The organism is Micromonospora sp. NPDC003816 (assembly GCF_042874705.1).
Taxonomy (GTDB): domain Bacteria; phylum Actinomycetota; class Actinomycetes; order Mycobacteriales; family Micromonosporaceae; genus Micromonospora.
Window position 1 is genome coordinate 374,651 of record NZ_JBIANP010000001.1, and the last position, 25,756, is coordinate 400,406.

The 25,756-nt window shown below is 71.2% G+C and carries 21 protein-coding genes and 1 riboswitch; of the genes, 6 read left to right on the forward strand and 15 right to left on the reverse strand.

Features of this window, described 5'->3' with window-relative positions; all coding sequences use genetic code 11:
* Positions 1 to 402: 402 nt before the first annotated feature.
* A riboswitch (SAM riboswitch) is annotated at positions 403 to 518 on the forward strand.
* A gap of 52 nt (positions 519 to 570) precedes the next feature.
* Positions 571 to 1,800 carry an aminotransferase class V-fold PLP-dependent enzyme gene (locus ACFYTT_RS01555; RefSeq protein WP_387257953.1) on the forward strand — a complete coding sequence of 410 codons (1,230 nt, stop codon included), beginning with the start codon at positions 571 to 573 and terminating at the stop codon, positions 1,798 to 1,800.
* Here the strand turns inward: ACFYTT_RS01555 and ACFYTT_RS01560 are convergent.
* The 5 genes from ACFYTT_RS01560 to ACFYTT_RS01580 are packed head-to-tail and all read right to left on the reverse strand — an operon-like array spanning position 1,778 to position 7,388.
* A complete protein-coding gene (locus ACFYTT_RS01560; protein ID WP_387257053.1) occupies positions 1,778 to 3,655 on the reverse strand; it encodes a GMC oxidoreductase in 1,878 nt (625 codons plus the stop codon). The genes ACFYTT_RS01555 and ACFYTT_RS01560 overlap by 23 nt on opposite strands.
* A complete protein-coding gene (locus ACFYTT_RS01565) occupies positions 3,652 to 4,728 on the reverse strand; it encodes a hypothetical protein (protein ID WP_387257055.1) in 1,077 nt (358 codons plus the stop codon). The genes ACFYTT_RS01560 and ACFYTT_RS01565 overlap by 4 nt, the downstream gene beginning before the upstream one ends.
* A 16-nt stretch (positions 4,729 to 4,744) precedes the next feature.
* Entirely contained in the window at positions 4,745 to 5,554 is an 810-nt protein-coding gene (locus ACFYTT_RS01570; protein WP_387257057.1) for an ABC transporter permease, read from the reverse strand.
* Positions 5,551 to 6,375 carry an ABC-2 family transporter protein gene (locus tag ACFYTT_RS01575; RefSeq protein WP_176093590.1) on the reverse strand — a complete coding sequence of 275 codons (825 nt, stop codon included), beginning with the start codon at positions 6,373 to 6,375 and terminating at the stop codon, positions 5,551 to 5,553. Before ACFYTT_RS01575 ends, ACFYTT_RS01570 begins: the two co-directional genes overlap by 4 nt.
* Complete coding sequence (locus tag ACFYTT_RS01580) at positions 6,372 to 7,388, reverse strand: ATP-binding cassette domain-containing protein (RefSeq protein ID WP_131050885.1); 1,017 nt, start codon at positions 7,386 to 7,388, stop codon at positions 6,372 to 6,374. Before ACFYTT_RS01580 ends, ACFYTT_RS01575 begins: the two co-directional genes overlap by 4 nt.
* 173 nt (positions 7,389 to 7,561) lie before the next feature.
* On the opposite strand from ACFYTT_RS01580, the gene ACFYTT_RS01585 reads away from it, so the two are divergent.
* On the forward strand, positions 7,562 to 8,455 hold the full coding sequence (locus tag ACFYTT_RS01585) for an aminoglycoside phosphotransferase family protein (RefSeq protein ID WP_131050884.1): 894 nt from the start codon (positions 7,562 to 7,564) through the stop codon (positions 8,453 to 8,455).
* Here the strand turns inward: ACFYTT_RS01585 and ACFYTT_RS01590 are convergent.
* Both ACFYTT_RS01590 and ACFYTT_RS01595 read right to left on the reverse strand, forming a co-directional pair.
* Positions 8,444 to 9,751, reverse strand: a complete 1,308-nt coding sequence (locus tag ACFYTT_RS01590) for a protoporphyrinogen/coproporphyrinogen oxidase (RefSeq protein ID WP_387257061.1) — start codon at positions 9,749 to 9,751, stop codon at positions 8,444 to 8,446. The two genes, ACFYTT_RS01585 and ACFYTT_RS01590, sit on opposite strands and share 12 nt — an antisense overlap.
* Before the next feature lie 40 nt (positions 9,752 to 9,791).
* Positions 9,792 to 11,462 carry a thiamine pyrophosphate-binding protein gene (locus ACFYTT_RS01595; protein ID WP_387257064.1) on the reverse strand — a complete coding sequence of 557 codons (1,671 nt, stop codon included), beginning with the start codon at positions 11,460 to 11,462 and terminating at the stop codon, positions 9,792 to 9,794.
* A gap of 108 nt (positions 11,463 to 11,570) precedes the next feature.
* Between ACFYTT_RS01595 and ACFYTT_RS01600 the strand changes: the two genes are divergently transcribed.
* The gene (locus ACFYTT_RS01600) at positions 11,571 to 13,073 is read left to right on the forward strand and encodes a class I adenylate-forming enzyme family protein (protein ID WP_387257066.1); all 1,503 of its coding nucleotides are present in this window, start codon (positions 11,571 to 11,573) and stop codon (positions 13,071 to 13,073) included.
* On the opposite strand, the gene ACFYTT_RS01605 is transcribed toward ACFYTT_RS01600, so the two are convergent.
* Together ACFYTT_RS01605 and ACFYTT_RS01610 are read right to left on the reverse strand one after the other, a co-directional pair.
* Positions 13,026 to 13,925 (reverse strand): PHP domain-containing protein, encoded by a 900-nt coding sequence (locus ACFYTT_RS01605; RefSeq protein WP_387257068.1) that lies wholly within the window; start codon positions 13,923 to 13,925, stop codon positions 13,026 to 13,028. The two genes, ACFYTT_RS01600 and ACFYTT_RS01605, sit on opposite strands and share 48 nt — an antisense overlap.
* Positions 13,915 to 14,859 (reverse strand): NAD-dependent epimerase/dehydratase family protein, encoded by a 945-nt coding sequence (locus tag ACFYTT_RS01610; RefSeq protein ID WP_387257070.1) that lies wholly within the window; start codon positions 14,857 to 14,859, stop codon positions 13,915 to 13,917. Before ACFYTT_RS01610 ends, ACFYTT_RS01605 begins: the two co-directional genes overlap by 11 nt.
* Positions 14,860 to 14,978: 119 nt before the next feature.
* Here ACFYTT_RS01610 and ACFYTT_RS01615 point away from each other — a divergent pair, with 119 nt between their 5' ends.
* Positions 14,979 to 16,400, forward strand: a complete 1,422-nt coding sequence (locus ACFYTT_RS01615; protein WP_176093584.1) for a sulfatase-like hydrolase/transferase — start codon at positions 14,979 to 14,981, stop codon at positions 16,398 to 16,400.
* Positions 16,401 to 16,431: 31 nt separating this feature from the next.
* On the opposite strand, the gene ACFYTT_RS01620 is transcribed toward ACFYTT_RS01615, so the two are convergent.
* Together ACFYTT_RS01620 and ACFYTT_RS01625 are read right to left on the reverse strand one after the other, a co-directional pair.
* Complete coding sequence (locus ACFYTT_RS01620) at positions 16,432 to 18,063, reverse strand: B12-binding domain-containing radical SAM protein (RefSeq protein WP_387257073.1); 1,632 nt, start codon at positions 18,061 to 18,063, stop codon at positions 16,432 to 16,434.
* A gap of 61 nt (positions 18,064 to 18,124) precedes the next feature.
* Positions 18,125 to 18,880 carry a phytanoyl-CoA dioxygenase family protein gene (locus tag ACFYTT_RS01625; protein ID WP_161594865.1) on the reverse strand — a complete coding sequence of 252 codons (756 nt, stop codon included), beginning with the start codon at positions 18,878 to 18,880 and terminating at the stop codon, positions 18,125 to 18,127.
* Positions 18,881 to 19,093: 213 nt separating this feature from the next.
* Between ACFYTT_RS01625 and ACFYTT_RS01630 the strand changes: the two genes are divergently transcribed.
* Positions 19,094 to 20,287, forward strand: coding sequence for a DUF455 family protein (locus tag ACFYTT_RS01630; RefSeq protein WP_387257076.1), 1,194 nt, complete (start codon positions 19,094 to 19,096; stop codon positions 20,285 to 20,287).
* Here ACFYTT_RS01630 and ACFYTT_RS01635 read toward each other — a convergent pair.
* From ACFYTT_RS01635 to ACFYTT_RS01650, 4 genes are read right to left on the reverse strand one after another with little or no spacing between them, the layout of a single operon-like run.
* Positions 20,232 to 21,098: an HAD family hydrolase gene (locus tag ACFYTT_RS01635; protein ID WP_387257078.1), complete on the reverse strand. Its 867-nt coding sequence runs from the start codon at positions 21,096 to 21,098 to the stop codon at positions 20,232 to 20,234. The genes ACFYTT_RS01630 and ACFYTT_RS01635 overlap by 56 nt on opposite strands.
* A 40-nt stretch (positions 21,099 to 21,138) precedes the next feature.
* Positions 21,139 to 21,936 carry an energy-coupling factor transporter transmembrane component T family protein gene (locus tag ACFYTT_RS01640; protein WP_387257080.1) on the reverse strand — a complete coding sequence of 266 codons (798 nt, stop codon included), beginning with the start codon at positions 21,934 to 21,936 and terminating at the stop codon, positions 21,139 to 21,141.
* Complete coding sequence (locus ACFYTT_RS01645; protein WP_387257082.1) at positions 21,933 to 23,615, reverse strand: ABC transporter ATP-binding protein; 1,683 nt, start codon at positions 23,613 to 23,615, stop codon at positions 21,933 to 21,935. Before ACFYTT_RS01645 ends, ACFYTT_RS01640 begins: the two co-directional genes overlap by 4 nt.
* A 7-nt stretch (positions 23,616 to 23,622) precedes the next feature.
* Positions 23,623 to 24,357, reverse strand: a complete 735-nt coding sequence (locus ACFYTT_RS01650) for a QueT transporter family protein (protein ID WP_387257086.1) — start codon at positions 24,355 to 24,357, stop codon at positions 23,623 to 23,625.
* 182 nt (positions 24,358 to 24,539) lie between these two features.
* Here ACFYTT_RS01650 and ACFYTT_RS01655 point away from each other — a divergent pair, with 182 nt between their 5' ends.
* Complete coding sequence (locus ACFYTT_RS01655) at positions 24,540 to 25,712, forward strand: sulfatase (RefSeq protein ID WP_387257089.1); 1,173 nt, start codon at positions 24,540 to 24,542, stop codon at positions 25,710 to 25,712.
* The last annotated feature ends 44 nt before the right edge of the window (positions 25,713 to 25,756 follow it).

Consider the following 25,756-nt stretch of genomic DNA (forward strand, 5'->3'; position numbering starts at 1 on the left):
AAAGTGTTTCGCAAAGCTGACAGTCGAACCGCTGGTCCGTCCATGATGGAGTGTGCTATTCCGCGTGGTGGAGACGCTTTCCGGACAGTGATCCGTCGAATCACCGACATGCCGCGCCGACCCGCGCTCCCATGGCCGACAGAACAGCGGCGAAGGGACGCCGAGCCGATCGGTGGCAGGTGACTGTGGTCACTGTGCGTGGTGAAGCGCGCCCGCGCAATCGCGCACCCGGGGCGTCGGATTCACGTCTGCTCCCGAGCCGCCACCCGGACCGGCGCGACGGCGAGCCGACCGGTCAGGCGGGACGACTCAAGGGGCTGTCTCGTGTCGTACGAACAGGGACATGACGGGTGCCCGACGGGCACTGGCGGGCGGGCTCGCCCGTGTGGCAGCATCGGCAGCGGTCAAGAGTGTCAGCGCCAAGGCCCCGGCCTGCTGACCGGCAACCCTCGTATCCGCGGTGGGGTGCCTCCGGGTGAGACCAGGCCGTCGGCGACCGCCGGAGGCAAGCGCGGACCCGCACGGGTCCACTGTCACCTGAGGACGAGTGTGCCCACGATCGCTCCTGCCGTGCTCGGCGTCGACCTTCCGGTCCGCCTCTCCGACGGCACCACCGTCGCGTACGCCAACCTCGACTACGCCGCCACCGCACCCTGCCTCGTCCCGGTCGCCGACGCGGTCACCGAGCTGCTGCCCTGGTACGCCAGCGTGCACCGGGGCGCCGGCCTCGCGTCGCGCCGGTGCACACTGGCGTACGAGCAGTCCCGTCAGACCGTCGCGGACTTCCTCGACGTCCGGCCGGACGACCATGTGATCTTCACCCGGAACACCACCGACGCGATGAACCTGCTCGCCCGGGCCCTGCCCCCGCACACCACCGTGGTGACCTGGGCCGGCGAACACCACGCGAACCTTCTCGCCTGGCCGAACGTGCACCGCCTGCCGGTGCCCGCCGACCTGCCCGAGGTGACCTCCGGGCTGACCCGGGCGCTGGCCGACCTGGGCGACGCGGGGCCGGTGCTGGTGGCGGTGACCGGCGCCTCCAACGTCACCGGCGAGGTCTGGCCGACGGCCGAGATCGCGGAGATCGCCCATCGGCACGGCGCGCGGATCGCCGTCGACGCCGCCCAACTGGCCCCGCACCGCCCGGTCTCCATGGCCTCCGCCGGTATCGACTACCTGGCGCTCTCCGGGCACAAGCTGTACGCGCCCTTCGGTGCGGGCGTCCTGGCCGGCCGCGCCGACTGGCTCGACGCCGCCGACCCGTACCTGTCCGGCGGTGGAGCCACCAGGCACGTCGGTGACGAACCCGCCGAGGTGCAGTGGCAGACCGGCCCGGCCCGACACGAGGCCGGCACGCCGAACCTGCTGGGAGCGGTGGCACTCGCCGCCGCCTGTGCCACCATCTCCGCCGCCGCACCGGACGTACTCGCTCACCACGAGCAGGAGCTGCTGGCCCGACTGCGCGACGGCCTCGGCGCCCTGCCGCAGGTGGCGGAACTGCGCACGTTCGACGCCGACCACGACCGGGTCGGCATCGTCAGCTTCACCGTCGCCGACCGGCGGGCAGCCGACATCACCCACCGGCTCTCCGCCGAGCACGGCATCGGCGTACGAGACGGCTTGTTCTGCGCCCACCCGCTCAGCCGGAAGCTGTTGGCTGACGCGGCCACGCGGCTCGGCCGCCCCACCGACGGTTACGCGATCCGGGCCAGCATCGGCATCGGCACGACCGCCGAGCACGTCGACCGACTCCTGCACGGACTACGCCAGGTGATCAACACGCCCCGGGGGCGGTGAGTCGTCCGGTGCTGAGGTGGGCGGCGAGGCGCATGGCCAGCGCCGCCAACGTCAGCGTCGGGTTGGCCGCCGGTGAGTTCGGGAAGACGGACAGGTCGCAGACATAGAGGTTGCGGTGGCCGGCGACGCGCAGGTCCTCGTCGACCACCCCCGGCCGCTCCCGGCCCGGCGTGTCGCGACCCATCCGCATGGTGCCGACCTCGTGCGACACCCCGCCGAGCGGAGCCCAGAGCTGCTCGTACACCTCGCCTCCGAAGGCGGACACCACATCGGCGGTGATCGTGTCGAGGGCGTCCTGGACCTGGTGGGCGCGCGGGCTGGGATGGATGCGGATGGTGGGCAGCGCGGCGGGCTTCCCGCCCACCGGCCGGGTCTCGGTCAGGGTGACGGCGTTCTGCTCGACCAGCGGCGCCTCGACCATGAACACGAGTTCGCCCGGCATCTTCCCGTCGACGGTGGCCAGGTTCGCGCCGGTGAACTCCAACGCGTTGACGAAGCGGAACTGGTTCAGGTTCGCGCCGAGGTCCAGCGTGACGCTGTACGGGTGGGCGGGGTCGGTGTCGGCGGCGTCGGTGAGGTGCCGGGAGACGGTCTTGCTGGAGTCGAACCGGCTGTACCAGTCCCCGCCCTGCCGCATCCAGAACTTCACCACGTGGATGGGATGGTCGGTGATGCCGCGTCCGACCAGCGGGATGTCCTCGGCGAGGCCGGACGACTGCGCGACGGCGGCAGTGCCGACGGTGCCGGCGGTCAGCACCACCACGCCGTCGTCGGCCAGTCGGTAGGTGCGGTCCCGGCCGGCCAGGTGGTCGTACGTCACCACCCCGGTGACCTCGCCCGCCGCCCGCTCGACACCGACCACCTCGTGGTTCAGGTGGACCCGCAGGTTGCCGAAGCGGCCGTCCTGCATCGCGCGGCTGAGCAGCAGTTCGGCAGCCGACCAGATACCCGCCGGCACCGCCCCGGGGACCGGACCGCAGTACTCGATCGCCATCGGCGGATCGAAGTGCCGGAACTCGGCCAACGCGGGCAACTCCCGCAGTTTCGCCTTGACCATCGTCTGGTACGACGACGGGACCAGGGGAGTGACACGGGTCAGCTGCTCCGCGCGGTCGTACCAGACGTCGTACAACTCGTCGCGGACCGCCTCCGGCCAGTCGCGGAACTCCCACCGGTGCATCCGGGGTGCCGAGGCTCCCCAGAACAGGGTCCGGCCGCCGAGGTTGAGGCCCTGCGCGATGCGTGCCTTGGCGCTCTCGGCGTCGGCGGCCCGCCAGCGCCGACGCCCGAACGCACCCCAGTGGTGAAAGATGTTGGGGTACACGTCGGGACCGACCGGTTGGTAGCGGGCCAGGTTGCCGGTGTGCGTCCCGAACAGGTAGCTACCGGCCTCCAGCAGCAGGACGCGCGGTGGCCGACCGCCCCGCCACGGAGTCTCGGCGAGCTGGTACGCCAGGGTGCCGCCACCGGCACCGGAGCCGACGACGATGACGTCGTAGCGCTGCGTGGACTCCGGATCGCCGGGGAAGAAGTGCCGGGCGACGTGCGACTCGCCGACGAGGACGTCCTGGTGCCGCGCGAAGTGGACCCGCCCGTCGATGCGGCAGGCCGGGGCGGCCAGTTCGGCGGTGCTCAGGTGCAGCGGCCCGTCGAGCTGGGGATCGCCGTCGAGGACGACGACGACCTCGACACCGTCGGGATGCGCCGCCGGATCGAGCGTGGCGGTCCACTCGCCGGTGCGCTGGTCGTACCGGAAGTCCTGCGTGCCGGCGCCGACGATCCGCAACTGGAGGTGGTCGTCCGGGCGCAGGGTCGGCATCCGCAGGAGCACCGCGCACTCCGCGTCCACACTCACGTCCCGCCACCCCGTCCCGCGTCCGTGGGCGTGCCCTGATGGACAGGCCGGTGATCCGTGGCCGGCTCCTGCGCCGGATGACGCCGGATCTCCTCCACGGCCTGCCGCAGCACCCGCACCTCGGTGTCGAAGACGCGCTCCAGGCGCGGCATGGCCTCCTCGACGAACCGGGAGGACCGTCCCTTCTGCTCGTGCCACAACATCCCGTTGCGCAACGCCACCGCGTCGGTCTGCATCGCACGGCAGTCGTCCACCAGCGGTGCCAGTGCCGGGGCGAGTTCGGCCAGGCGGAGGAACCGCTCCGTCATCAGCCGCTTGTGCTCCCAGAGCACGTGCAGGTACCGGATGTCGTAGGCGGCGTCGCCGTTGAGGTAGTCGCGCAGGTACCCGCGCAGCGGCACGTAGGAGTCGACGCCGTAGGCCCGCTCCCACTCCTCCTGGAGCATGTCGACCCGGCGGCTCGGATTGGCACCGGACAGGTACTCCTCGAACGCGCCGCCCACCACGTGCAACCGCATCCGGTAGCTGGCGTCCGGTCGCAACCGGTAGAAGTAGACCTGGAAGCAGTCGTTCTCCACCTCGTCCAGGCTCGCGTACGCGCGGGCGACGTCGTCCTGCCCGACGGTGGTGGTCCGCAGCGACCCGTTCGCCGTGTAGCCGTAGACGGTGAAGGTGCCCTCGTCGTCGTCGACGCCGCTGAGCAGCACGTCGTGGGTCTGGTGCCACTGCTGGTAGGGCGCCCGGCCCGGCAGGTGGTGCTCGTCCAGGTTGAGATAGGGGTAGTAGCCGGCGCCGATGGAGTCGCGGCAGAGCGCGACGATGTCCGCGCCGACGCACGCGACCCACTCACGGCTGGTCCGGACCACCTCCAGCCACGGACTGATCGCGTGGTCGTAGAGATAGAAGCCGAACGGCACCGGCGAGTCCGGTGCCTTCGGGTCGAAGGCGACGTGGATGTAGTTGCTCAGGATCCAGTCCCGGGCCCGTGCCTCGGTGGCCAGGATCGCCAACGGGAACGCATAGAACTGGTAGCCCCGCGCCAGCGGCTCACCGAGCGGCAGCTGTCTTCTCATACCGATGCCTCTCCTCTCAGCTACCGGTCATCTCGTACCGGCGGATGCCCATGCTCCAGATGCCGTAGCCGACGCACAGCGCGCCCGCCGCCACCAGCGGGGTGAGCCAGACCAACCGGCCGTCGCCGCCGAGCAGGAACTCCACCGGGATGTACGCGGTGAACGCGAACGGCAGCACCCACGTCAGCACGGACCGCAGCACGCCCGGGTAGATCTCCAGCGGGAACGCCGCGAACTCGGAGAGCTGGTTGGCGGCGTGCATCGCGGGTTGGCTGGTGATCGTCCAGAAGGCGATCGAGGCGAAGATGAGCTTGATCCCGGTGTAGATCAGCGTGCCGCAGACCACCAGACCGGCACCGACCAGGACCATCTCGGCGTCCACGTCCAGCCCCAGTCGCCGGCCCGCGTACCCGAGCAGCGCGAACCCGACCAGCAGCTCGCCGAGCGCGTCGGGCCAGAAGAACCGCTCCGACAGGACGCTGAACAGCGGGTTCACCGGACGGATCAGGTGCCGGTAGAAGTCGCCGCTGCGGATCAACTGCCAGGCGACCACCCACAGGTAGTCGGTGAAGAGCCGGTCCAGCCCGCGGGGCAGCAGCGCGAAGCCGAGCAGGAACAACACCTTGTCCAGGGGCCAGCCGCCGACCGTGGGCACCAACTGGAAGATGCTGCCGATCAGCAGGACCTGGACGCCGACCCGGAGCAGGAAACCGACGCCACCGAGCAGGAAGTCGGTGCGGTACGCCACGAGTCGCCGGAGGCTGACCCCGCCGAGGAACCAGGTCAGCCGCGCGTAGCGCAGCGGCGTACGACCGGGGCGGGTCATCCGCCGAGGACCTGTACGCGTCGGACGAACACCCGCCACAGCACCGCGCACGCGCCGGCGAGCAGCACCGCCCAACCCACCTGCCCGGCCAGGACGAGCGCCGCGTCGGACGCGCCGTCGTACCGGCCAGTCAGCAGACGGACCGGCGCGTACACCATGGACTGGAAGGGCAGGACCGAGGCGGCGGCGGCCAGCGGTGCCGGCATCAGGTCGAGTGGTACGAGCTGACCGGCGAAGAACACCACGACGCTCTCCTTGACGATGCGGATGCCCCAGATGTTGGTGGTGACGATGCCGCAGAGCCCGACCAGCATGTTGAGGCTGAACGCGATGACCACCGAGGACGGCACCGCGGCCAGGAACAGCAGCAGGTCCACCGGGGCCGGGGACTGTAGGGGGAAGAGCACCGCAAAGATCAACAACGTGGGCAGGCCCACCATCAGCAGATTCGTGATCAGCACCGGCAGGGCGGTGAAGATCCGCATCACCGGGTAGCTGACCGGACGGATCAGCGCGACGGCGATGTCACCGCGCAGGATGTCCTGCCCGATCTCGCTGTCGACCTGGTTGGCGTGCAGCACACCGAGCACCTGGGCGGCGATCAGATAGGTGGTGATGCCCTCGATCCCGAAGCCACCGGGGCCCGTGTCGGGGCTGGACGCGTAGACCGCACGCCACAGGAAGACCACCACGGCGGTGCTGGTCGCCGTGGTGGCGAGGCTGACGAAGAAGCTCGCACGGTACTGCAGGGTCGCCTGCAGGCCGCTCACCGCGAACGGCAGGTAGCGGCGCAGACGCAGGGAGGGGACGCCGACCGTCATTCAGCCGTGCTCCGCGCCGGCTGGCGACCACCGTAGATCTCCCGCAGCACCGTCTGCAGGTCCGGCTCCGGCGCGAAACAATCGGTCACGTCGAAGCGGTGCAGCACCCAGGTGAGTACCTCCCGGGCGGTGAGCCGGTCGACGGGAAAGCTGATCGTCACCCGCCGCTGGTCGTCGACGGAGACGCTGGTGCCGGTCAGCGCCTCCTCGATCCGGGCCGCCACCTGTCCCGGCGACTCGTCTCCCCGGTGGTCGAAGTGCACCGCCCGATGGCGGGCCGTCCGCAGCAGCGCCGCGAGCGTGCCCTGGTGCACGATCCGGCCCTGGTCGACCACCAGTACCTGGTCGCAGATGGCGGAGATGTCACTGATGTCGTGGCTGGTGAGGAAGATCGTCGTGCCGTGGTCCCGGTTGATCTGGTTGGCCAGGTCCCGGACGGCCTCCTTGAGCACCAGGTCCAGGCCGATCGTGGGTTCGTCCCAGAAGACCACGGCGGGGGTGTGCAGCAGACTGGCCGCGATCTCCGCGCGCATCCGCTGCCCGAGGCTGAGTTCCCGGATCGGGGTGGTGCCCAGCGCGTCGATGTCGAGCACGTCCCGGAACAGCGACAGGTTGCGCCGGTAGACGGCCTCGTCGATGTCGTAGATGTGCTTGAGGATCCGGAACGAGTCCGGCACCGACAGGTCCCACCACAGTTGGCTGCGATGACCGAACACGACACCGATGTTTCCGCTGTTGCGGACCCGCTCGCGGTACGGCTCGATCCCGTCGACCGTGCACCGCCCGCTGGTCGGGGTCGTCACGCCGGTCAGCAGCTTGACCGTGGTGGACTTGCCGGCACCGTTCGCCCCGAGGTACGCCACCCGGGAGCCGGCCGCCACCTCGAAGGAGACCTCGTCCACCGCGGTCACCGTGGTGTGACGCCGGCTGAACAGGGTCCGGAGGCTACCCAGCACGCCCGGCTCACGTTCGTACCGCCGGAACGTCTTGGAGAGCCCCTCCGCCCTGATCACCGCGCGTCGACCCGGCCGTGAACATCCGTCGTGACAGCGGATCGGCCCGGTCGAGTCAGCATTGCCAGACGATATGGGGTGGCCGTCGAGCGGGCAATACCCATTGATCGTCGTTCCCGGTCATGGGTGACCGGCGTGAATTGGTTGATCACGCCCTCTGTTATCGTGACTCGATGCAGGCGGACGCGGTGATCGCGATCGACGAGGCGGAACGGATCGCCCACGCGACCGGGCAGCGGGTGGTGGACGCGGTCCGCGTCCGGCGTGGATATTCGAACAACCGGCGGTGGCTCGCCCGGCTCGACGACGGCCGCACCGTCTTCGTCAAACACGCCGACGACGAGCCCGGAGCGATCTGGTTGCGCCGCGAGCACGCCGTCTACCAGCAGTTGCACGCGCCGTTCATGCCGGAGCTGCTCGGCTGGCACGACGACGGTGAGCTGCCCGTGCTCGTGCTGGAGGATCTCTCCGCCTCGACCTGGCCGCCGCCCTGGTCACCCGACCAACTCCGGGCGGTCCAGGACACGCTGCGTGACCTGGCGGCGCGCCCCGCCATCGACGGCCTGATCCCCGCCTCACAGACGCAGTACGGCCAGGGCGGCTGGCCCGAGATCGCCCGCGACCCGGCACAGTTCCTGGCGTTGCGGGTCTGTTCCCCGCAGTGGCTGGACAAGTGCCTGCCCACCATTCTCGACGCCGCGGACTTCGCCGGCATGGACGGCGACTCGGTCACCCACCTCGACGTCCGCAGTGACAACCTCTGCTTCCGTGGCACCCAGCCGGTGCTGTTCGACTGGAATCACGCCGCCCTCGGCAATCCGCAGTTCGACCTCGCGTTCTGGCTGCCCAGCCTCACCCTGGAAGGCGGACCGCAGCCGGCCGATCTGCTCACCGATCCCGACCCGAGGGTGGTCACCCTGGTCACCGGCTTCTTCGCCAGCCGGGCCGGTCTGCCGTTCCTGCCGAAGCTGCCGCTGGTCCGCGAGTTCCAGCTCCGTCAACTCCAGGTCGCGCTGCCGTGGATGACCACCGTGCTGGGGCTGCCCCCGGCGGAGTCAGTCGACTGAGCCACCGGCCCGGTCCGCCATGATCTCCTCGGCCCGGACCCGGCCGCGCAGCACCGCGTCGTCCGAGTTGATATAGAGCCACTCACCGAACCGGCCGGCACAGTGGATCCGCCGCCGCCGGAACTCCTCCAGCAGATGCCCGCGCGCCTCGACGGTCCCCGGCGTCTGCACCGGGTACGCCCGAGGCACGGTGACCACACTCGCGGCGCTCACCCGGTCGTCGGCCCCGGCGATCCCGATGCGGCGCAGCGCCGCCAACACCCGATCCGGCAGGCCCTCCGGGTCGACCCGCTTGTGCGCGGAGAAGCTCACCTCGGCCTGGATGCCGAAGCACGGGCGCGCGCGCAGCTCGGGATTGGAGTTCGAGTTCAGCACCAGCTTGTGGAACGGGATGTCGGGATCGGCGCAGTAGACCCGCTGCATCTCGGTCATGGCCGGCCGGTCGAAGACCAGGTTCACCAGATGGAGACTGTTGTGCCGCAGCTCGGCGGCGGCGTCCCGGCAGCAGTCGTCGAGACCGTCGGTGCGTCGCACCAACTCGTCCAGCGGCATGGTGGAGACGAGATGGTCGTAGTCGATCGTGGCGCCACCCTCGACCCGCACCGTCGACTCACCGGGACGGACCTCCACGACGTCGTGCCGCCGGATCCGGTCGCCGACCGTACGCAGAAAGCCCTGGTAGAGGTTGGCGAAGCCACCGGTGGCCGGATACCGCACGACGGCGTTCGGGAAGTCGGAGAAACGGTCGGGCCGTAACGCCCCACCGACGATCGCCGCCACGTCCGGGGTGACCACCCGGTTGCTGGTCCAGCCCGGCGCGATCTCGGTCAGCGGGAAGGCCCACAGCTTCTCGTTGTAGGGCAGCAGGAAACGGGCCGCGATGCCGGGCCCGAAGGTCAGCTCGATCCACTCCCGCAGGTTCGCCGGTGGCGCGGCGAGCGGCTGCCGGCGGGCGGCCTCGTAGAGGCCGACCAGGCACTCCTCCACCACCTCCGAGGGCAGACCGTGCAGATGACTCTGGAAGGGGTACCGGACGAAGGTGTCGTGACTGTGCACCCACGCCTCGCGGGGCTGCGCGTACACGCCCGGCTCGCAGAGCTGCTCGACCAGCTCCCGGACGTCGTCGTGCTTGGTGAAGAAGGCGTGCCCACCGAGGTCGAAGGTGGCGCCCCCCAGGTCGAAGGAGCGGCAGAGGCCACCCGGCTCCGCCTCCGACTCCAGGACGGTGTACTCCTCGTCGCCGAGATGGTAGGCCGCCGACAGACCGGCCGGGCCGGCTCCGATGATGACGATCACGAGTGTCGTCCCTCCTGCCCGACCGCTGCCGGCCGGCGTCTCAGCATGGCTGCCACCGTGGCCGGCGCAGGTAGCCCTCGGGCGAGGCGATGGCGAGCTGGAACCAACCGGAGACCAGGGTCGGGTCGAGCCGGCAGTCCAGGACGTACGGCCCCTCCGGGCGGGCGATCCAGTCGCGGATCGCCACCAGGTCGGAGACGTCCCGGACCACCGTCCCGGCCGCCCCCAGCGCCCGGCCGACGGCGGCGAAGTCGGTGGTCGGGAACAACGCGTCGGTGATGGGCAGGCCGCGCATCTCCAGTTCCCGCGCCTCCGCGCCGTAGGCGCTGTCGTTGAGCACCAGCAGCAGGATCGGCAACCGGTGGCGGACCGCCGTCTCCAGCTCGCCGAGGGCCATCAGCGCGCCTCCGTCACCGACGGCGGCGACCGTCGGGGCGTCGGGGCGGCCCACGGCGGTGCCGACGGCGGTCGCCAGGCCCAACCCGATCGACTCGAAGTCGAACGTGCTGACCCGTGCCCGGGGTGCGGCGACCCGCAGGTGACCCACCGCGTTCCCGGCCGCGTGGCTGCTCTCCTGCACCACCGACCGGTGTGCCGGCAGCCACGCGTCCAGTGTGGACAGCAAATCGGTGAGGTCGACGAAGCCGGGTGCCGGTGTGCCGGTCGCGGACGCCGGGGACGGCGGCGGCGGATCCCACGGCCCGGTGCGGAAGCCGGTGGCCCGATGCCCGCCGCGCCGCAGTTCGGCGGCGAGGGACCGGGCGGTTGCCGTGGTGTCCCCGGTCAACCGGACGGTGACCGGGGCCGACGCGGCACGCCGGGGATCAAGCTCGCAGTGCACGATCTCCCGCACCTGCGGGAAGAGGTGCCCGCCCCGGGTGGTGTACCGGTCGAGGCCGGTGCCGAACGCCATGATCAGGTCCGCCGTCGCCATCAGATCGGCGGCGTACGCGGTGCAGTGCGCGCCGAGCAGCCCCACGTTCCACGGCTCACCGGCGAACAGCCCGTCGGCGTGCAGGGTCGTGCCGAGCACCGCACCGGCCCGCTCGGCCAGCTCGATCAGCGCCGCCCGGGCCGGGGGTGCGAGTGCGCCACGACCCGCCACCAGCACCGGTCGACGGCTCCGCCGGATCGCCTCCACGGCGGTGTCCAGAGCGGCGGCGTCCGGAAGCGGATGCGGTGCCGGTTCGGGCGGCCCGACCGGCTCGACCAACGCCTCGACCGGCTTGCGTTGCACGTCCAGCGGCACCGTCAACACCACCGGCCGACGATCGTGCACGGCACGCCGGGCCGCCTCGGCGATCTCCGGGCCGACCCGGTGCGGCTCGTCGAGGCGGCGGTGGGCGACCCCGACCGCGTCGAGCAGCGGCGCCTGGTCCAGGAACTGGCCGTAGTCGCCGTGCGTCGTGGCGGTGTCCCCGGCGAACAGCAACAGTGGTGTCTGGCCGCGCGCGCTCTCCAGGATGCCGGTGAGCGCGTTGCTGAACGCGGGACCGACACTGACCGTCGCGACCCCGAGCCGACCCGTGCTGCGCGCGTACGCGTCGGCCATGGTGACCGCGTTCGTCTCGTGCCGCGCCCCGATGTAGCCGATCCCGTGTCGGTGCACCATGTCGAGCAGGAATCCCATGTTGCCCCGGCCCATCAGACCGAAGACATGCCGTACGCCGAGCCGGTGGACCGAGGCCGCGATCGCTTCCTGCACCCGCATTCAGGACTCCCTGACATCGAGGCGGACCGGCAGCAGGGCCGTGGACGGTTCGGCCCGGACCGGGCTCGGAGGTCTTCGCGAAAGACAGTTCTCGATATGATTGACCTTATGATCCATTCCGAGAAGCTGTCAACGACGGCCCCGACGATCCGCATCGGCGACCGGATCAGGGAGTTGGCCGCCCGGCATCCCGAGCGAACGGCGGTCATCGTGCCGGACGCCGTCGGGACCCCCGCGCTGACCTGGGGCGAACTGGACCGCACCAGTGACGCGGCGGCCGGTCGACTGGCAGCCGCCGGAGTGGGCCCGGGCGTGCTCGTCGCAGTGCGCCTGCCGATGGGTCTGGACCACGTGGTGGCCACCCTGGCCGCCTGGAAGCTGAGCGCCACCGTGCTGCCCCTGGATCCCGAGTCGACCGAACGGGAGTTCGCCGTGCTGCTCGACACGGCCCACCCCGCCGTCGTGGTGGACACCGCTCCGCACGACGCGGTGACCACCGTGCCGGCGGCCGAGCTGTGGACGGCACCGCAGGTCGACCCCGCGGCGTTCCCCGCCGGCACCCCGCGCTCCGCGCACGCCACCGGCGGCAGCACCGGACGTCCCCGGATCATCCTGCGCCGCCCCGACTGGGTGTACCCGGCCGACGACTTCCCGTCGGCCGGCGACCGGGCGGTGGGCCTGGACGTCGGGCAGGTCCAGCTCGCCATGATCCCGCTGCACCACGCGGGGTTCACGAAGCTCTACCACGGCCTGGCGCTCGGCCACACCGTGGTGCTGGTGCCGCAGGTGGTGCCGGCCCGCATCCCCGAGCTGATCGAACGGCACCGGGTCAACTACTTCATCATCGTGCCCAGCCTGATGCGCCGGCTGCTGGCCGTGCCGACACTGCGCGAGGTCGACGTCTCCTCGGTGACCTGCGTGCACCAGAGTTCGGCGGGTGCCCCGCCGGAGCTCAAGCGCGCCTGGATGGAGGTGTTCCCGCCGGAGACCCTCTACGAGGGCTACTCCAGCCAGGAGCGCATCGGCGCGTTGTGGATCCGGGGCGACGAGTGGTTGCGGCACCCGGGCAGCGTCGGGCGACCGGTGGACTGCGAGGTGCGGGTGTACCGCGAGGACGGTGGCGTCGCGGCGGCGGGCGAGGTGGGGGAGGTGTTCCTGCGCTCCCGCTTCACCCGGCAGCCCAGCTACCTCGGCGACGGGCCGGCGCTGCCGGAGCGGGACGGCTTCATGAGCCTCGGCGACGCCGGCTTCCTCGACGAGGAGGGCTACCTGCACATCGTCGGTCGGCGCGCCGAAATGATCAACGTCGGCGGGGTGAAGGTCTATCCGGCCGAGGTGGAGGAGGTGCTGCGTCAACACCCCGGCGTCGCGGACGTGGCCGTCGCGGCCAGCCCGCACGCCGTACTCGGGCAGGCCGTGCACGCGGTGGTGGTCCCGGCGGTCGCCGACGCGCCACCGGCGAAGGCGGACCTGCGGCGGCACTGCCAGCTCCTGCTCTCCACCGCGAAGATGCCGCTGACCTACGAGTTCCGGGAGGCGATCCCGCACACCGACACCGGCAAGCTACGCCGCTCCACCCTGGTCGGCTCGCCCGCTGCCACCAGCGGCTGAGCGCGGCGACCGGACCGGATCCTCCGGCCGGACGATCCGGTCCGCCAGCCGCTCCAGGTAGCGCGGGTCCACCGGCACCGGCGGCGGCTGGTACCTCGGATAGCCGTGGTGATCCCGTCCGGTGCAGGCCGGAATGCCGGTCTCGGCGCAGAGCGCGGCCCACTCGGCGGTGGCGTGGCTGTCGTGCCGAGGGGTGTGCACCTCGATCGCGTCGAGCAGCGGCAGCACCGCCCGCATCCGCTCCGGGCTGCGGGAGCGCCCCGGGTGCGCCCACACCAGCAGCCCGCCCGCGTGGTGCACCACCTCGGCGATCTCCGCCGGCTCCGGCATCCCCGCGTACGCCTCGGGGGGCTGTCGGGCCAACGCCGCGTCGATGACCTGCCATACCTGCGGGTGGGTCGCCCGACCGGTCCGGATCACGTCCCGCGCCACACTGTGCGGCATGACGAGGGCGTCGCTGTCGTCGTACGCGGCGCTCTCCGGCACCGTCACCCCGGCCTCGCGCAGCGCCGCCCGGGCGGCCAGCGCGTCCCGTCGCCAGATTCGCCGGTTGGTCGCCAGCAACGCGGCCAGGTCGGGGTCGTCGGCGCGTACGCCGTGCGCCAGCAGGTGGTTGTCGTGCCGGACCGGAGCCGCCGTGATCTCCACACCGACCACGTAGGACAGACCGAGCTCGGCGGCCCGGGCCGCCGCGGCGGCGGTGCCGGCCAGCGTGTCGTGGTCGGTCAACGACACCAGCTCCACACCGGCGCGGGCCTGCACGGTCACCAGCTCGGCGGGACGGTTCCAGCCGTCCGACAGTCGGGAGTGCCCGTGCAGGTCGGCGACGACCCCGGCCGGCTCAGTCAGCACGCAGGTGCCATTCCGCCTGGGCCCGGACCCCGTCGCGCAGCCCGACCCGGGGCGTCCAGCCCAACAGCTCCCGCGCCCGGTCGATGCACCCGCCGGTGCGGGACACGTCGCCCGGGGGCGCCCCGCCGTCGCGCACCCGTACGGGTCGGCCGGTCACCTCCTCGACGAGCCCGATCAGGTCGGTCAGGGAACGTGCCGACCCGCCGGCCACGTTCAACACGCAGCCGGGCGGCACCGGACGCGTCCCGGCGGCCATCGTCGCGGCCACCACGTCGTCGACGTAGGTGAAGTCGCGCACCTGCCCACCGCTGCCGTAGACCGGGAACTCCCGGCCGGTGGCCAGGGCGTCGAACATCCGGTGCAGCGCCATGTCCGGCCGCTGCCGGGGCCCGTAGACGGTGAAGTACCGCAGCACCACGGTGGGCACCCGGCGCAGGTCGGCGTAGACCCGGCACAGGTGTTCCGCGGCCAGCTTGGTGACGCCGTACGGGCTGACCGGGCGTGCCGGGGCGTCCTCCGGCGTCGGCCACCGGTGCCCCTCGCCGTACACCGAGGAACTGGAGGCCATCACGACCCGGGGGGCCGGATCGGTCGCGGCGGCGGCCTCCAGCACCCGCTGCGTGGCGAGCACGTTGTGCGTCACGTAGTCGCCGAACCCGCTGCCCCAGGAGGTACGCACCCCGGGCTGACCGGCCAGGTGGAAGACCACCTCCACCCCGTCCAGCAGCGGGGCGGTCGGCGTGCTGGCGAGGTCGACGGTCACCAGCTCGAAACGGGGGTGGTGGCGGACCGTGGCCAGGTTGGCCAGTTTCGTCGCGGGCGGATAGCCGGAGGTGAGGCAGTCGACGCCGCGCACCTCGTCGCCGCGCGCGAGCAGCCGCTCCACCAGATGGCTGCCGATGAAGCCGGCCGCTCCGGTCACCAGGACGCGCATCAACGTCCTCGACGCCGGTGTCGCCGACCGTTGTAGATCGAGATCATCGGCATGATAATAGTGGAATCGATCGATGCCGTCGACCAGTCCCGGCACGCCGGACCAAGGATCGGAGCACCGTGGGCGAGCAGCCGTACGACCACATCGTCTTCGTCTCAATCGACACCCTGCGCGGCGACGCGATCGCCGCCAACCCGTTGAACCTCTGGCGTCGGCGCTTCCCCGACCTGGCGGCACCACCCACCGCCGTCCTCGACGACCTCGTCGGCCGGGGTGCCTTCTTCCCGAACACGATCACCGCCGCCCCCTACACGGCCGCCGCACACGGCGCGCTGCTCACCGGGCGCTACCCCCTGCACAACGGCCTGCACGAGTTCTACAACGGCCGGCTGCGGGCACCGTCGATCTTCACCCACGGCAAGCGGGCCGGCAGACAGACCATCATGAAGGTCGACTTCCCGATCATCCTCGGCCCCGAACTCGGCTTCACCGGGGACGTCGACGTCTACCTCGACGAGGACGACGACGCCTTCGTCGACGCCGTCGCCGCCTCCGAGGGCTGTGTGGCACTGGCCCACTTCGGTGGCGTGCACACCCCGTACGGCTTCCACAACCTCCGCTTCGGCGGCCAGGCATTCCGCGACAAGGTCGACGAACTGGAGGCCATGCTGCCCACGGAGAAGCCGGCGTTCGTCGACCGGCTCGTGGAGAGCCACCGCGACCCGGAGGACGCCGAACTGCTGTTCCGCTACAAGCGGGCCGCCGGCCACCTCTACGAGACCGGCGCGTACGACCTGCTGATGCAGCTCTACCTGGACGGCGTCGCGCACTTCCTGACCACCCGGCTGGAGCCCTTCCTCGACCGGCTCACCCGCCGGGTCGCCGCCACTGGTCGGCGCATGCTGCTGGTCGTCTTCAGCGACCACGGCGAGGAGTTCGACGAGCACACCAACGGCCACTTCAACTCGATGGCCGAGGCGGTGCTGCGGGTACCCGTCGTCCTGGTCGGCGACGGTGTCGCCGCCGGCCTGCACCGGGACCGGATCCGCACCGTCGACATCGTGCCCACCGTGCTCGACCTCGCCGGTCTGCGGCCGGCGGCGGACGACGCCCTGGACGGTCGTAGCCTGGCCGACGCGGCCCGGGGCAGCGGTGGCCCACCTCCCGACGCGGAGGCCCTCGCCGAGGCGTACACCTCCGACCTCGGGGAGTTCATCGCCTTCCAGGAACGCCAGCGGGCCGGCGAGGCGCAGGGCCCACTGCGTCACGTCCTGGTCGGGCAGGCCGCCTACCAGGGCCGGCACCGCCTCGTCCGGGTCCCCCGCAGATACCGCAAGTCCTTCGCCGGCATCGACGAGGTGGAGACCGCCTGGGTCGAGCGGTTCGACGACGACCTGGTGCCACACGTCGATCCCACCGCCGACGACGGCGACCTCCGGGCGCTGCTGGACGCCTACACGCTGGCCCGGACCACCCCGGAGCCGGTACCCGCCACCGTCGACATCCGCGCCCAGCTCCGGTCCCTCGGGTACGCGATCTGACCGGTCGCGGTGCACAGGCACCGCGACCGGCTCACCCGGCCGGAGCCGGCTGCACCGACACCCCCTCCCGCGCCAGCTCGTCGAGGATCCCCACGATCCTCGGTCGGGCCCGGCGCGGGTCCGGCTCGGTCGTGGGCAGCATGGCCAGACGCTCCACCAGCTTCTCCAGCCGGAAGTTCGTCCGGGCGTCACGCCAGGGGATCAGCGGTGTCTCGTAGTCCTTCTGCCAGAGCAGGTGCACGGCGGTGTCGCTGCCCCACCGCACCTCCTCCAGCGTCTGCCGCCACAGCCGCCGCGCCTGGTGGATGTCCATGCCGTGGTGCCGCCAGGAGTAGTCCGGTGCCTCCGGGTCGTCGACCTCGATACCGAGCTGCTCGGCGTCCTCCCAGACCGGCATCGTCTCGTCCTGGAGCGAGAAGATGCTCAGGGTGAAGTGGCCGGCGTACTCGTCCCGCAGGAAGGTGGACGTCTCGCCGAAGTCGTCGGGCGTCTCCCCGGGATAACCGAGGATGAACGAGCACCGGTAGCCCAGGTCGCTGCGGGACAGCAACTGGAAGGCGCGGCGGTTGGCGGCGGCGGTCACCTGCTTCTTCATCAGCGTCAGCGTCCGGTCGCTCATCGACTCGAAGCCGATGGACAGCCACCGGCAGTGCGCGGCGAGCAGCCGGTCGACCGTCTCCGCGTCCCGGATGGCGTTGGCCCGGGCGAACGCCTCCCAGCCGATGCCCACCTCCGGCAGCAGGTCGAACAGTTCCCGCAGACGGGTCGGCGGCACCGTGAAGGTCGAGTCGGAAGCCCTGATGTGTCGGGCCCCGTTGACCTCGGCGTACCCGGCCCAGTCGGTGGCGATCTTCTTCGCCGACTTGTACCGCCACCTGGGCGAGGCGGCCGGGAACGAGCAGAACTTGCAGCTGAACGGGCACCCGCGCATCGACTCGTACGGCACGATCGGGCGGCGCCCCCGCATGGTGGGGGAGGGGTGCGCCTCGATGTCCACGTACCGGAAGTCGGTGTGCGCGATGTGACCGTCGTCGGTGCGTACCACCAGGTTCGGCACGTCGCGCCAGTCACCGCCGCCCGCGACGGCCCGCAGCAGCAGCGGCAACGCCTCCTCCGCGTCGCCGCGCACCACGCAGGTGACCTCCGGGTGGGCCGCCATGATCTTCAGATACTTCAGGTTGCTGTACTGACCGCCCAGCACGATCGGCACCCCGGGGAAGCGGTCCACGGCCCACCGGATCGCCCGGGACATCGAGCGGTGGTCCCAGACGAAGGTGGTGGAGAGGAGCACCACGTGCACCTGGGCCGACGGGGTGACCGGCTCCCGGTCACCCTGCCAGACCCCGGACAGGTCGAACGCCTCGTAGTCGGTGTCGGCGGCGTCGAGAATGGACTCCAGCGTGGTCGTGGTCAGGTGCGGCACCGGCGCGGCGGTGATCCCGTCGAGCCCGTCGATGCGCAGCGAGCTGGACCCCCGCCCGCGCGCCGGGCGCAGCAACGGGTGCCGACGGCCCTCGCGCTCGAAGCCCAGGTCGGCCAGGGTCAGGTGGGGGTAGTAGTCGGTGCGGAGGCGGTCCACGCTGTCCGGGTCGAACAGCGTGCCGCGCAGCACCCCCTCGTTCATGAAGGCCGGGCCGAGCCCTGACAGCAGCAGTGCGGTCATCGCGTTCCTCTCGACGGTGGTGCGCCCGTCGGTGGGCGACGGGCGCGCCGGCAGCGGAGGGTCAGCGCACGAAGCGGTCGGTGGGGTCCTCGTGGTGCGGCAAGCAGTACGGCGGCTCCAACAACGCCTGCTGACGGGGACTCAGGGACTGCCGCAGCTCGGCCGCCCAATCCAGATAGACCTTGCTCCACGCGAGATGCCCCGGCGCGTACTTGAACATGACCGACCGGCGTTCGTGGTCGGCGTGCCAGGGGTGGGTGCCGTGCGCCATCGCCCCGTTGAAGACCAGCACGTCACCGGCGGCCATCGGCACATGGTGCACCGCCTCGGCCCGGTAGTCCCAGGACTTCGGCAGCGGGTGGTTGCTCTTGTGGCTGCCCGGGATGCACACGAAGCCGCCCTGACCGGCCAGCATGTCGGTGAGGGCCCAACTGACCGTGATCACGCCGTTGGCCATCCGGCCGTGGTGGAAGTGGTAGAACTCCGACTGGCCGTCGGCTTCGAGCGCCCCGCCGTGCAGGGGCAGGCCCGTGGTGCCGGCCCGCATCCGGATGCCGTAGTAGCGGTCCAGCCGGGGCCGTGGCAGCAGGGTGGTCACGACGGGGAAGACCCGCTCGTGGTCGAGCAGGTCGGTGAAGGCCGGCCCCCAGCTCAGGAAGCCGGAGAAGATCTGGTCGGCGAACGTGTCACCGGGCGGCGGAAGCTCCTGGCCGTCGATGATCCGGTTGACCTCACCCAGTTGCTCCGGGTCGAGCACCTCGCGGAGGACCACGAAGCCCCGCAGGTCGAACAGAAAGCGCTCCTCATCGGTGAGCACCTCGTCACATCCTCTCCCGAAACGCCGCGACAGAGATCGATGGTAGACGAAGTCCGAAGTCGGCACGACAGTTACCGCCATGGATATCGGGCTCTTGCCCCGGCCCCCGGAAAGCGCTGTAGGATCCGCCCTCAGAGGGATGCGGACGGCCCACGGCGTCGCGTAGCCGCCACGGCCGGACCGGCAGGATCGGACGCTCGGGGAGGTTCCCGCTTGGATCCGGAGTTCGTGCCACAGGGACTCGACCTCACCCAGAACCGGCGGGCGCTGGCGACGATCCGGGACGCCATGGAACAGGCCATGGGGCTCGCCGCGAGCGTCCTGGTCCGGATCCCGGCCACCGATCAGAAGCTGGCGCTGTCGCGGGAGATCTGGGCGCTGGCCCAGGGTGCACAGCTCATCGACGAGCGGATCGGCACACTGCGCACCCGCACCTCCGACGGTGTCACCCCGGACACCGCCCAGGTGCGCCTGCTCAACCGGCTGACCCGGATGTCCGACCCGGGGCGGCAACGGACGGCGTTGGTCGGTGTCTGCTACCCCGACCTGCGGGACCAGGTCTTCCAGCACCGGTCCCGACTGCTGAGCGCCGCCGACGAGACCACCGTCGCGTGCCTCACCGACGTGCTGCACCGCATCGACGTGCTGCCCTATGAGCCCACCCTCCGCCAGGACGTTCTGTCCCGACTGCCGACCGGACCCGTCGCGGACACCCCCTGCCCACCCCTTCCGGAGATCCCGGCACGACCCGGGCGCGAACCCGACCTGCGCGAGGGGCGGGCGGTGCCCCCGGACGGACCGGGCCGCTACGGCACGATCCTCTACGACATGGCGTACCGCATCGAGCTGTGCGCGACCGAGGTGTGCGCGGCGGTCCTGGCCCACCACCCCGAGGCGCCGTGGGGTCTGCGCTTCGACCTCGCCAAGCAGATCCGGGACGAGGCCCGCCACTTCGAGCTGTTCATGCAGCGGGCCCACGAGTGCGGGCTGGCCCCCGGCGACCAACCGGTGCAGTACGAGGTGTGGGACAAGTTCGCCCTCGGCCGCGACCTCGCGGAACGGCTCATCATCGAACAGCGGATCGGTGAGGGCGCGGCGCTCGACAGTGCGGAGAACGTCCACCGTCGACTCAAGGCCGACGGCGAGGACCACATCGCGATGGTGTTCGAGTACATCACCGCCGACGAGGTGACCCACGTCGCCAACGGCAACCGCTGGCTCCGGCACCTCCTGGGCAGCGAAGAGGCCGTCCAGGAGGCCGAGGAACGGGTGTACCGACTCCTGGAGGCCAACGACGCCGGAGCGCCCTACAAACACCCGATCAACACCGACGCCCGTCGGCTCTCCGGCTTCAGTCCCGCCGAGTTGGCGCGGCTGCGGCGGCGGACCGGGGACGGGGAGCACTGACCGCCGGTCGGGGCGGGCCGACCGGCCACCACCGCTCCAACACGCCGGCCACACCGTCCTCGCTGTTGGACCCGACCACCTCGTCCGCGATCGCCCGGACGTCGGGATGGGCGTTCTCGACCGCGTAGGACCGCCCGGCCCACTCCATCATCGGCAGGTCGTTCGGCATGTCACCGAAGGCGATCACCTCGGACCGGTCGATGCCGAGTTCCTCGGCGAGCGCGGCCAGCGCGGTGGCCTTGGTGACACCGAGCGCGGAGATCTCCATCCGGGCGTCACCCGAACCGTGGGTCACCACCGCGAGGTCGCCGACCGCCGGCCGGACGAGCGCGAACATCGCGTCCGCGTCGAGTTCGGCGTGGCGCACCAGGAGCTTCACCGCCGGGCGGGCGAGCACCACCGTCAGGTCCACGATGCTCACCTCGGGCAGATCGACGTCCCAGCGGGGCCGGTAACCGGGCTCGTGGACGAAGGCGTCACCGTACTCGGCCGCGAACGCCGCGTCCGGCAGGATGCGCCGGATGTTCTCGGCGACCGCCCGCAGGCACTCCACCTCCATCGGGTAGGACCGCAACACCCGCTGCGTCGGTACGTCGTAGAGCATCGCCCCGTTCGCGCAGACCACCGGCCCACGGTGCGCCGTCTCCGCCAGCACCGGACGCAGCCAACGCGGTGGACGGCCGGTGACCAGGGCCAACGGTGTACCCGAGCGGGCCACCGCGGCCAACGCGCGACCGGTGCGGGCGGAGACCGTCTCGTCCGGGCGCAGCAGGGTCCCGTCCACGTCGGTGGCGATCAGGCGAGGCGTCATCGTGCTCCCTTCCGGCCGAGCCCGCGACACCACGGTCCCGTCACAGCCGTCCGGGCAGCACCACGCCGTAACCGGACAGTCGAAGGTGTATCGCACCGGCCAGGATGATCGCCAGCCCGCCCAGCACGGCGACGTCCCGGGCGGTCATCACCGGGGTGCGGTAGCTGGTCCGGTCGCCGCGCACGGTGAACCCCCGGGCCTCCATCGCCAGCGACATCATCGACCCGTGTCGCAGCGCGTAGACGATCAACGGCACCACGACGGGCAGGAGCTGGCGGACCCGGCGTACCGGATTGCGACTGTCCGCCACGAAGCCCCGCGCCGTCTGCGCCTCGATCACGGTGCCCGTCGCGGTGACGAACGCCGGCACCAGGCGCAACGTGGTGGAGACGACGAACGCCACGGTGTACGGCAGGCGCAGGTGCACCAGCCCGACGGTGACGTCCTCGGTGCTGGTGCAGGAGACGAAGAGCGTACCGACCATCAGCACGACCACGAACCGCAGCGCGGCGGCGATGCCGTACAGCAGCGCCTCCCGGGTGACGCTGACCGGACCCAGCACGAACAGCGTGGTGGTGCCGTCGATGGTGAACTGCCACAGCACGACGTTGACCACGAACACCAGCAGGTAGACGTTGCGGAAGCGGCGCAGATTGCCCAGGCACCCCGCAACGGCGGAGAGCCCCAGCACGATCAGCCCGACCACCGCCACGTACCGGGGATCGTTGAAGGCGAAGGGCAGTCCGGCCAGCGCGAGCAGGCCCAGCAGCTTGGCCCGCGGATCGAGGGCGTGCACCGGTGACGCGCGGTGGAGGTAGAGGCTCTTGTACACGGTCACCGACCCACTCGGAGGACGGCGGCGAGTTCGTCGACCGTGAGCGCGTCCACCCGCAGCTCGTCGGCGAGGTCCACCACGGGCGGCGGCAGCACCGACGCGGCGGCGAGCACGTCGCGACGCCGGAACACCACCTCGGGCGGCCCGTCGAGGATGATGCGCCCGTCGGTCATCACGACGAGCCGGTCGGCGTACTCGGCGACCAGGTTCGCGTGGTGGGTGACCATGACCACGGTAAGGTCGGCCCGGTTGAGGCGGCGCAGCAGCCGCATGACCGCCTGCTGCTGTCGTTCGTCGAGACCGGTGGTCGGCTCGTCCAGCACGATCACCCGGGGGCTCATGGCCAGCACCGCCGCCACGGCCAGGCGCTGCCGGTCGCCCTTGCGCAGCAGGAACGGGTCGGTCCGGCGCAGCTCGGTCAGACCGACGTCGGCCAGCGCGGCGTCCACCCGGTCGCGTACCTCGTCGTCGGGGAGACCGAAGTTGCGCGGCCCGAAGGCGATCTCGTCCGCCACGGTCGCCGAGAAGAGCTGGTGGTCGGGGTTCTGGAACACGTAGCCCACGTGGCGGGCCAGGTCGGCGCGGGGCAGCCCTCGCAGGTCCCGGCCCAGCACGTCGACCTGCCCCGCATCGGGGACGAGCAACCCGCTGAGCACCTTGGCCAGGGTCGTCTTGCCGGAACCGTTCCGCCCCATGATGGCGGTGAACTGTCCCTCGTGGATGTCCACCGACACGTCGCGCAGGGCCTGCGCCCGACCGTCGGGGTACTCGTGGTCGAGGTGTCGCGCGCTGACCACCGCCGGTCCGGGTGCCCCCCGCGCGCGGGCGGGCCCGGCCGAGGGGCGCAGCGATCCGATCAGCGGCACCGCCTCGGCCACGGTGAGGGCGATCTCGGGCAGCCCGAGCCGGTCGCACACGTCGGCGACCTGCGGTGGTCGGACCCCGTGCCGACGCAGCAGTGCGGGGTCCCGCAGGACGGTGTCGGCCGGGCCGTCCACCGCCACCTGACCGGCCTCCAGCAGCACCACCCGGTCCGCACCGGGTCCGCCGGGTGGGCCGAGCACCGCCTCGGTGTCGTGTTCCACCAGCACGAGGGTCCGAGGCCGACCGCGCCACCACCGCGCCGCACGGATCACCTCGACGCGGCTGGCCGCGTCGAGGTCGGTGGTCGGCTCGTCCAGGATCAGGATCTCCGGTTCGAGCGCCAGGGCCGCCGCCAGTGCCAGCCGTTGCTTCTGACCGCCCGAGAGCGTGGCCGGTTCCCGGTCGCGCAGCTCGGTCAGCCGGAGCAGGCGCAGGTAGTCCTCGACCCGCTGGCGCATCTCGGTCGTCTCGACCGCCAGGTTCTCCAGCCCGAACGCGAGCTCCAGGGTGACGCTGGTGGCGAAGAGCTGACTCTCGAAGTCCTGGAAGACGATGCCGATGTGCTGTGCCACCTCGGCGGCGGCCAGCTCGGCGAGATCCCGGCCGTCGAGGTGCACGGTGCCCTCCCGGCGCCCCCGGACACTGCGGGGGATCAGGCCGGTCAGCGCCATGGCGAGGGTGGACTTCCCGGCGCCCGCCGCACCCAGCAACGCGGTGAACTGCTGGGGCGGCAGGCGCAGGTCCACCCCGGTCAGTGCCGCCGTGGAGGACCGCCGATAGGTGAAGCCCAGTTGCTGCGCGGTCAGCGAGGAGGACATCGTCCCGTCAGAGGAGGAGCGAGCCGAGGAGCACCGCCACGAAGCCGACGCCCACGACGGGGGTGAGCAGGTCGGAACCGCCGATCTGGATTCCGACGAGCCAGCCGGCGATGCCGCCGACCGCCACGAGCGCGGTGCCCAGCAGCGCGCGGGGTCCTCGGCCCGGTGGCTCGTCGAGATCCATGATCTCGTCCCAGGTCACGCCCATCGCCCGGACCCTCCGGTGCAGGAGGAGGTACAGCAGACCGCCGACCCAGTTGCCGATCACGAAGTTGGCGGCCAGGGTGACCGCGACCACCCGGAACGGCACGAAGCCGAGCAGGTCGAGGCCCCAGGCGAGCACGACCGCGCTCGCCGCCGCCGCGACCACACCGATGGCCAGGTAGGTCAGCACCGGGCGGACCCGGTCACCGGCCGGGGCGTCCTCGACGTCGGCGTCGAACTGCGCCGGACGGGGGCCGAAGCGGGACCAGAGGGTGAAACCGAGGTAGCCGAGCAGGGCGTTCGACAGGAAGCCGAATACCGAGCCGAGTGCCAGACTGCCCGTGAACAGGTCACCGACAATGTTTCCGATGCCGAGGCCCCACGCGCCGGCCGGGCCGAACAGGATTCCGAAAACCATCGGGAAGATGGTGCGGATGGAGAAACTGAGGACGCCCGGCACCAGATCGATGCTGAACGGCGACAACGCGATGTACGCGGTCGCGTACAGAGCGGCAGTGACGGCCGTGAGGACCACCATCTGCGGGTATTTCCACATCAGGATGCACGACCGCATTGCGCCCCCCTAAGACGATCGCGACGAACATAACGCCAACGATGATCACCGTCAACGTGTCGACGTCGGACCACTTCTGCGGTCGTCAATGAACGCATCGATAAGGTACGATCTCCCGACTGCCCGTAGCCAGCGAGGGGGTTCTCGTGGACCGGCCCAGTGTCCTTTTCGTCTCGCTCGACACCGTCCGCGCCGACGTCGCATATTCCGGGAAGTTCCCCGGCGTGGAGGGGCTCCGCCGCCGAGGCGTCACGTTCCGCCAGGCCGTGTCGTCCTGCCCGCTGACTCCGGTCAGCCACGCCACGGTCTTCACCGGCCTGCAACCACCGAACCACGGCGTCCGTCACCTGTTCCGTGAACAACTCCGCGCCGACGTGCCGACACTGGCCGAACGACTACGCGAGGTCGGCTACCGGACCGGCGCCGTCGTCTCCTGCCCGGGTCTCAACAAGTGGTACGGCATCGACCGCGGCTTCGACTTCTACGACGACGAGATCCCGCTGCTGCCCGACGGGCGGGACCCCCTCGCGGTCGGCGACGTGAAGCTGCGCGGGCTGGCCCTCAAGCGGGCGCCGATGGTCGCCGAGCGGGCCGGCGACTGGCTGGACGAACAGAACTCGCCCTTCTTCCTCTTCGCCCACTTCTTCGACGCGCACTGGCCGTACGAGCCGCCGGAGGGCGTCGGCGTGGCCGTCGACAACCCCTACGAGGGCGAGGTCGCCTACAGCGACCACTACCTCGGAGTGCTGCTCGACCGGCTGGCTGCCGCCGGGCACGACATCGACTCGATGCTCGTCGTCTGCTTCTCCGACCACGGTGAGGACCTCGGCGGCTGGTATTCCAACGACCACGCGGGGGAGCGCGGGCACCCGTACGAGGAGGGGCACGGCTGCCTGCTGCACGACACCACCCAGCACGTGCCGATGATCTTCTCCGGACCGGGCGTGCCGGCCGGCCGCGAGTTCCACGAACAGGTGCGGCTGGTCGACATCATGCCCACCGTCCTGGACCTGCTGGGACTGCCGGAGACCCCCACCGACGGCGAGTCCATGACGTCGTTCTTCCGGGACCTGACCGGCACCTCCCGGCCCGCGTACTCGGAGACCTACTTCCCCGAGGAGAAGCGCGAGGCCAGTGACTACCGGGAACTGCGGGCGCTGGCGTCGATCCGCACCGACGGCCGCAGCAAGACGATCTGGCAGCCCGTGGAGGGCGGCGCCGTCGACTGGTACGACCTGACGACCGACCCGGACGAGTTCCACCCCGTCCCGTTGGTCTCCCCGACGGTCGCGCCGCCTGCCCCGCCGCTGGTGGACTGAGCACACCCGGCCTCCGGGGCGGCGGGGGAGCAGCACCCGTCGCC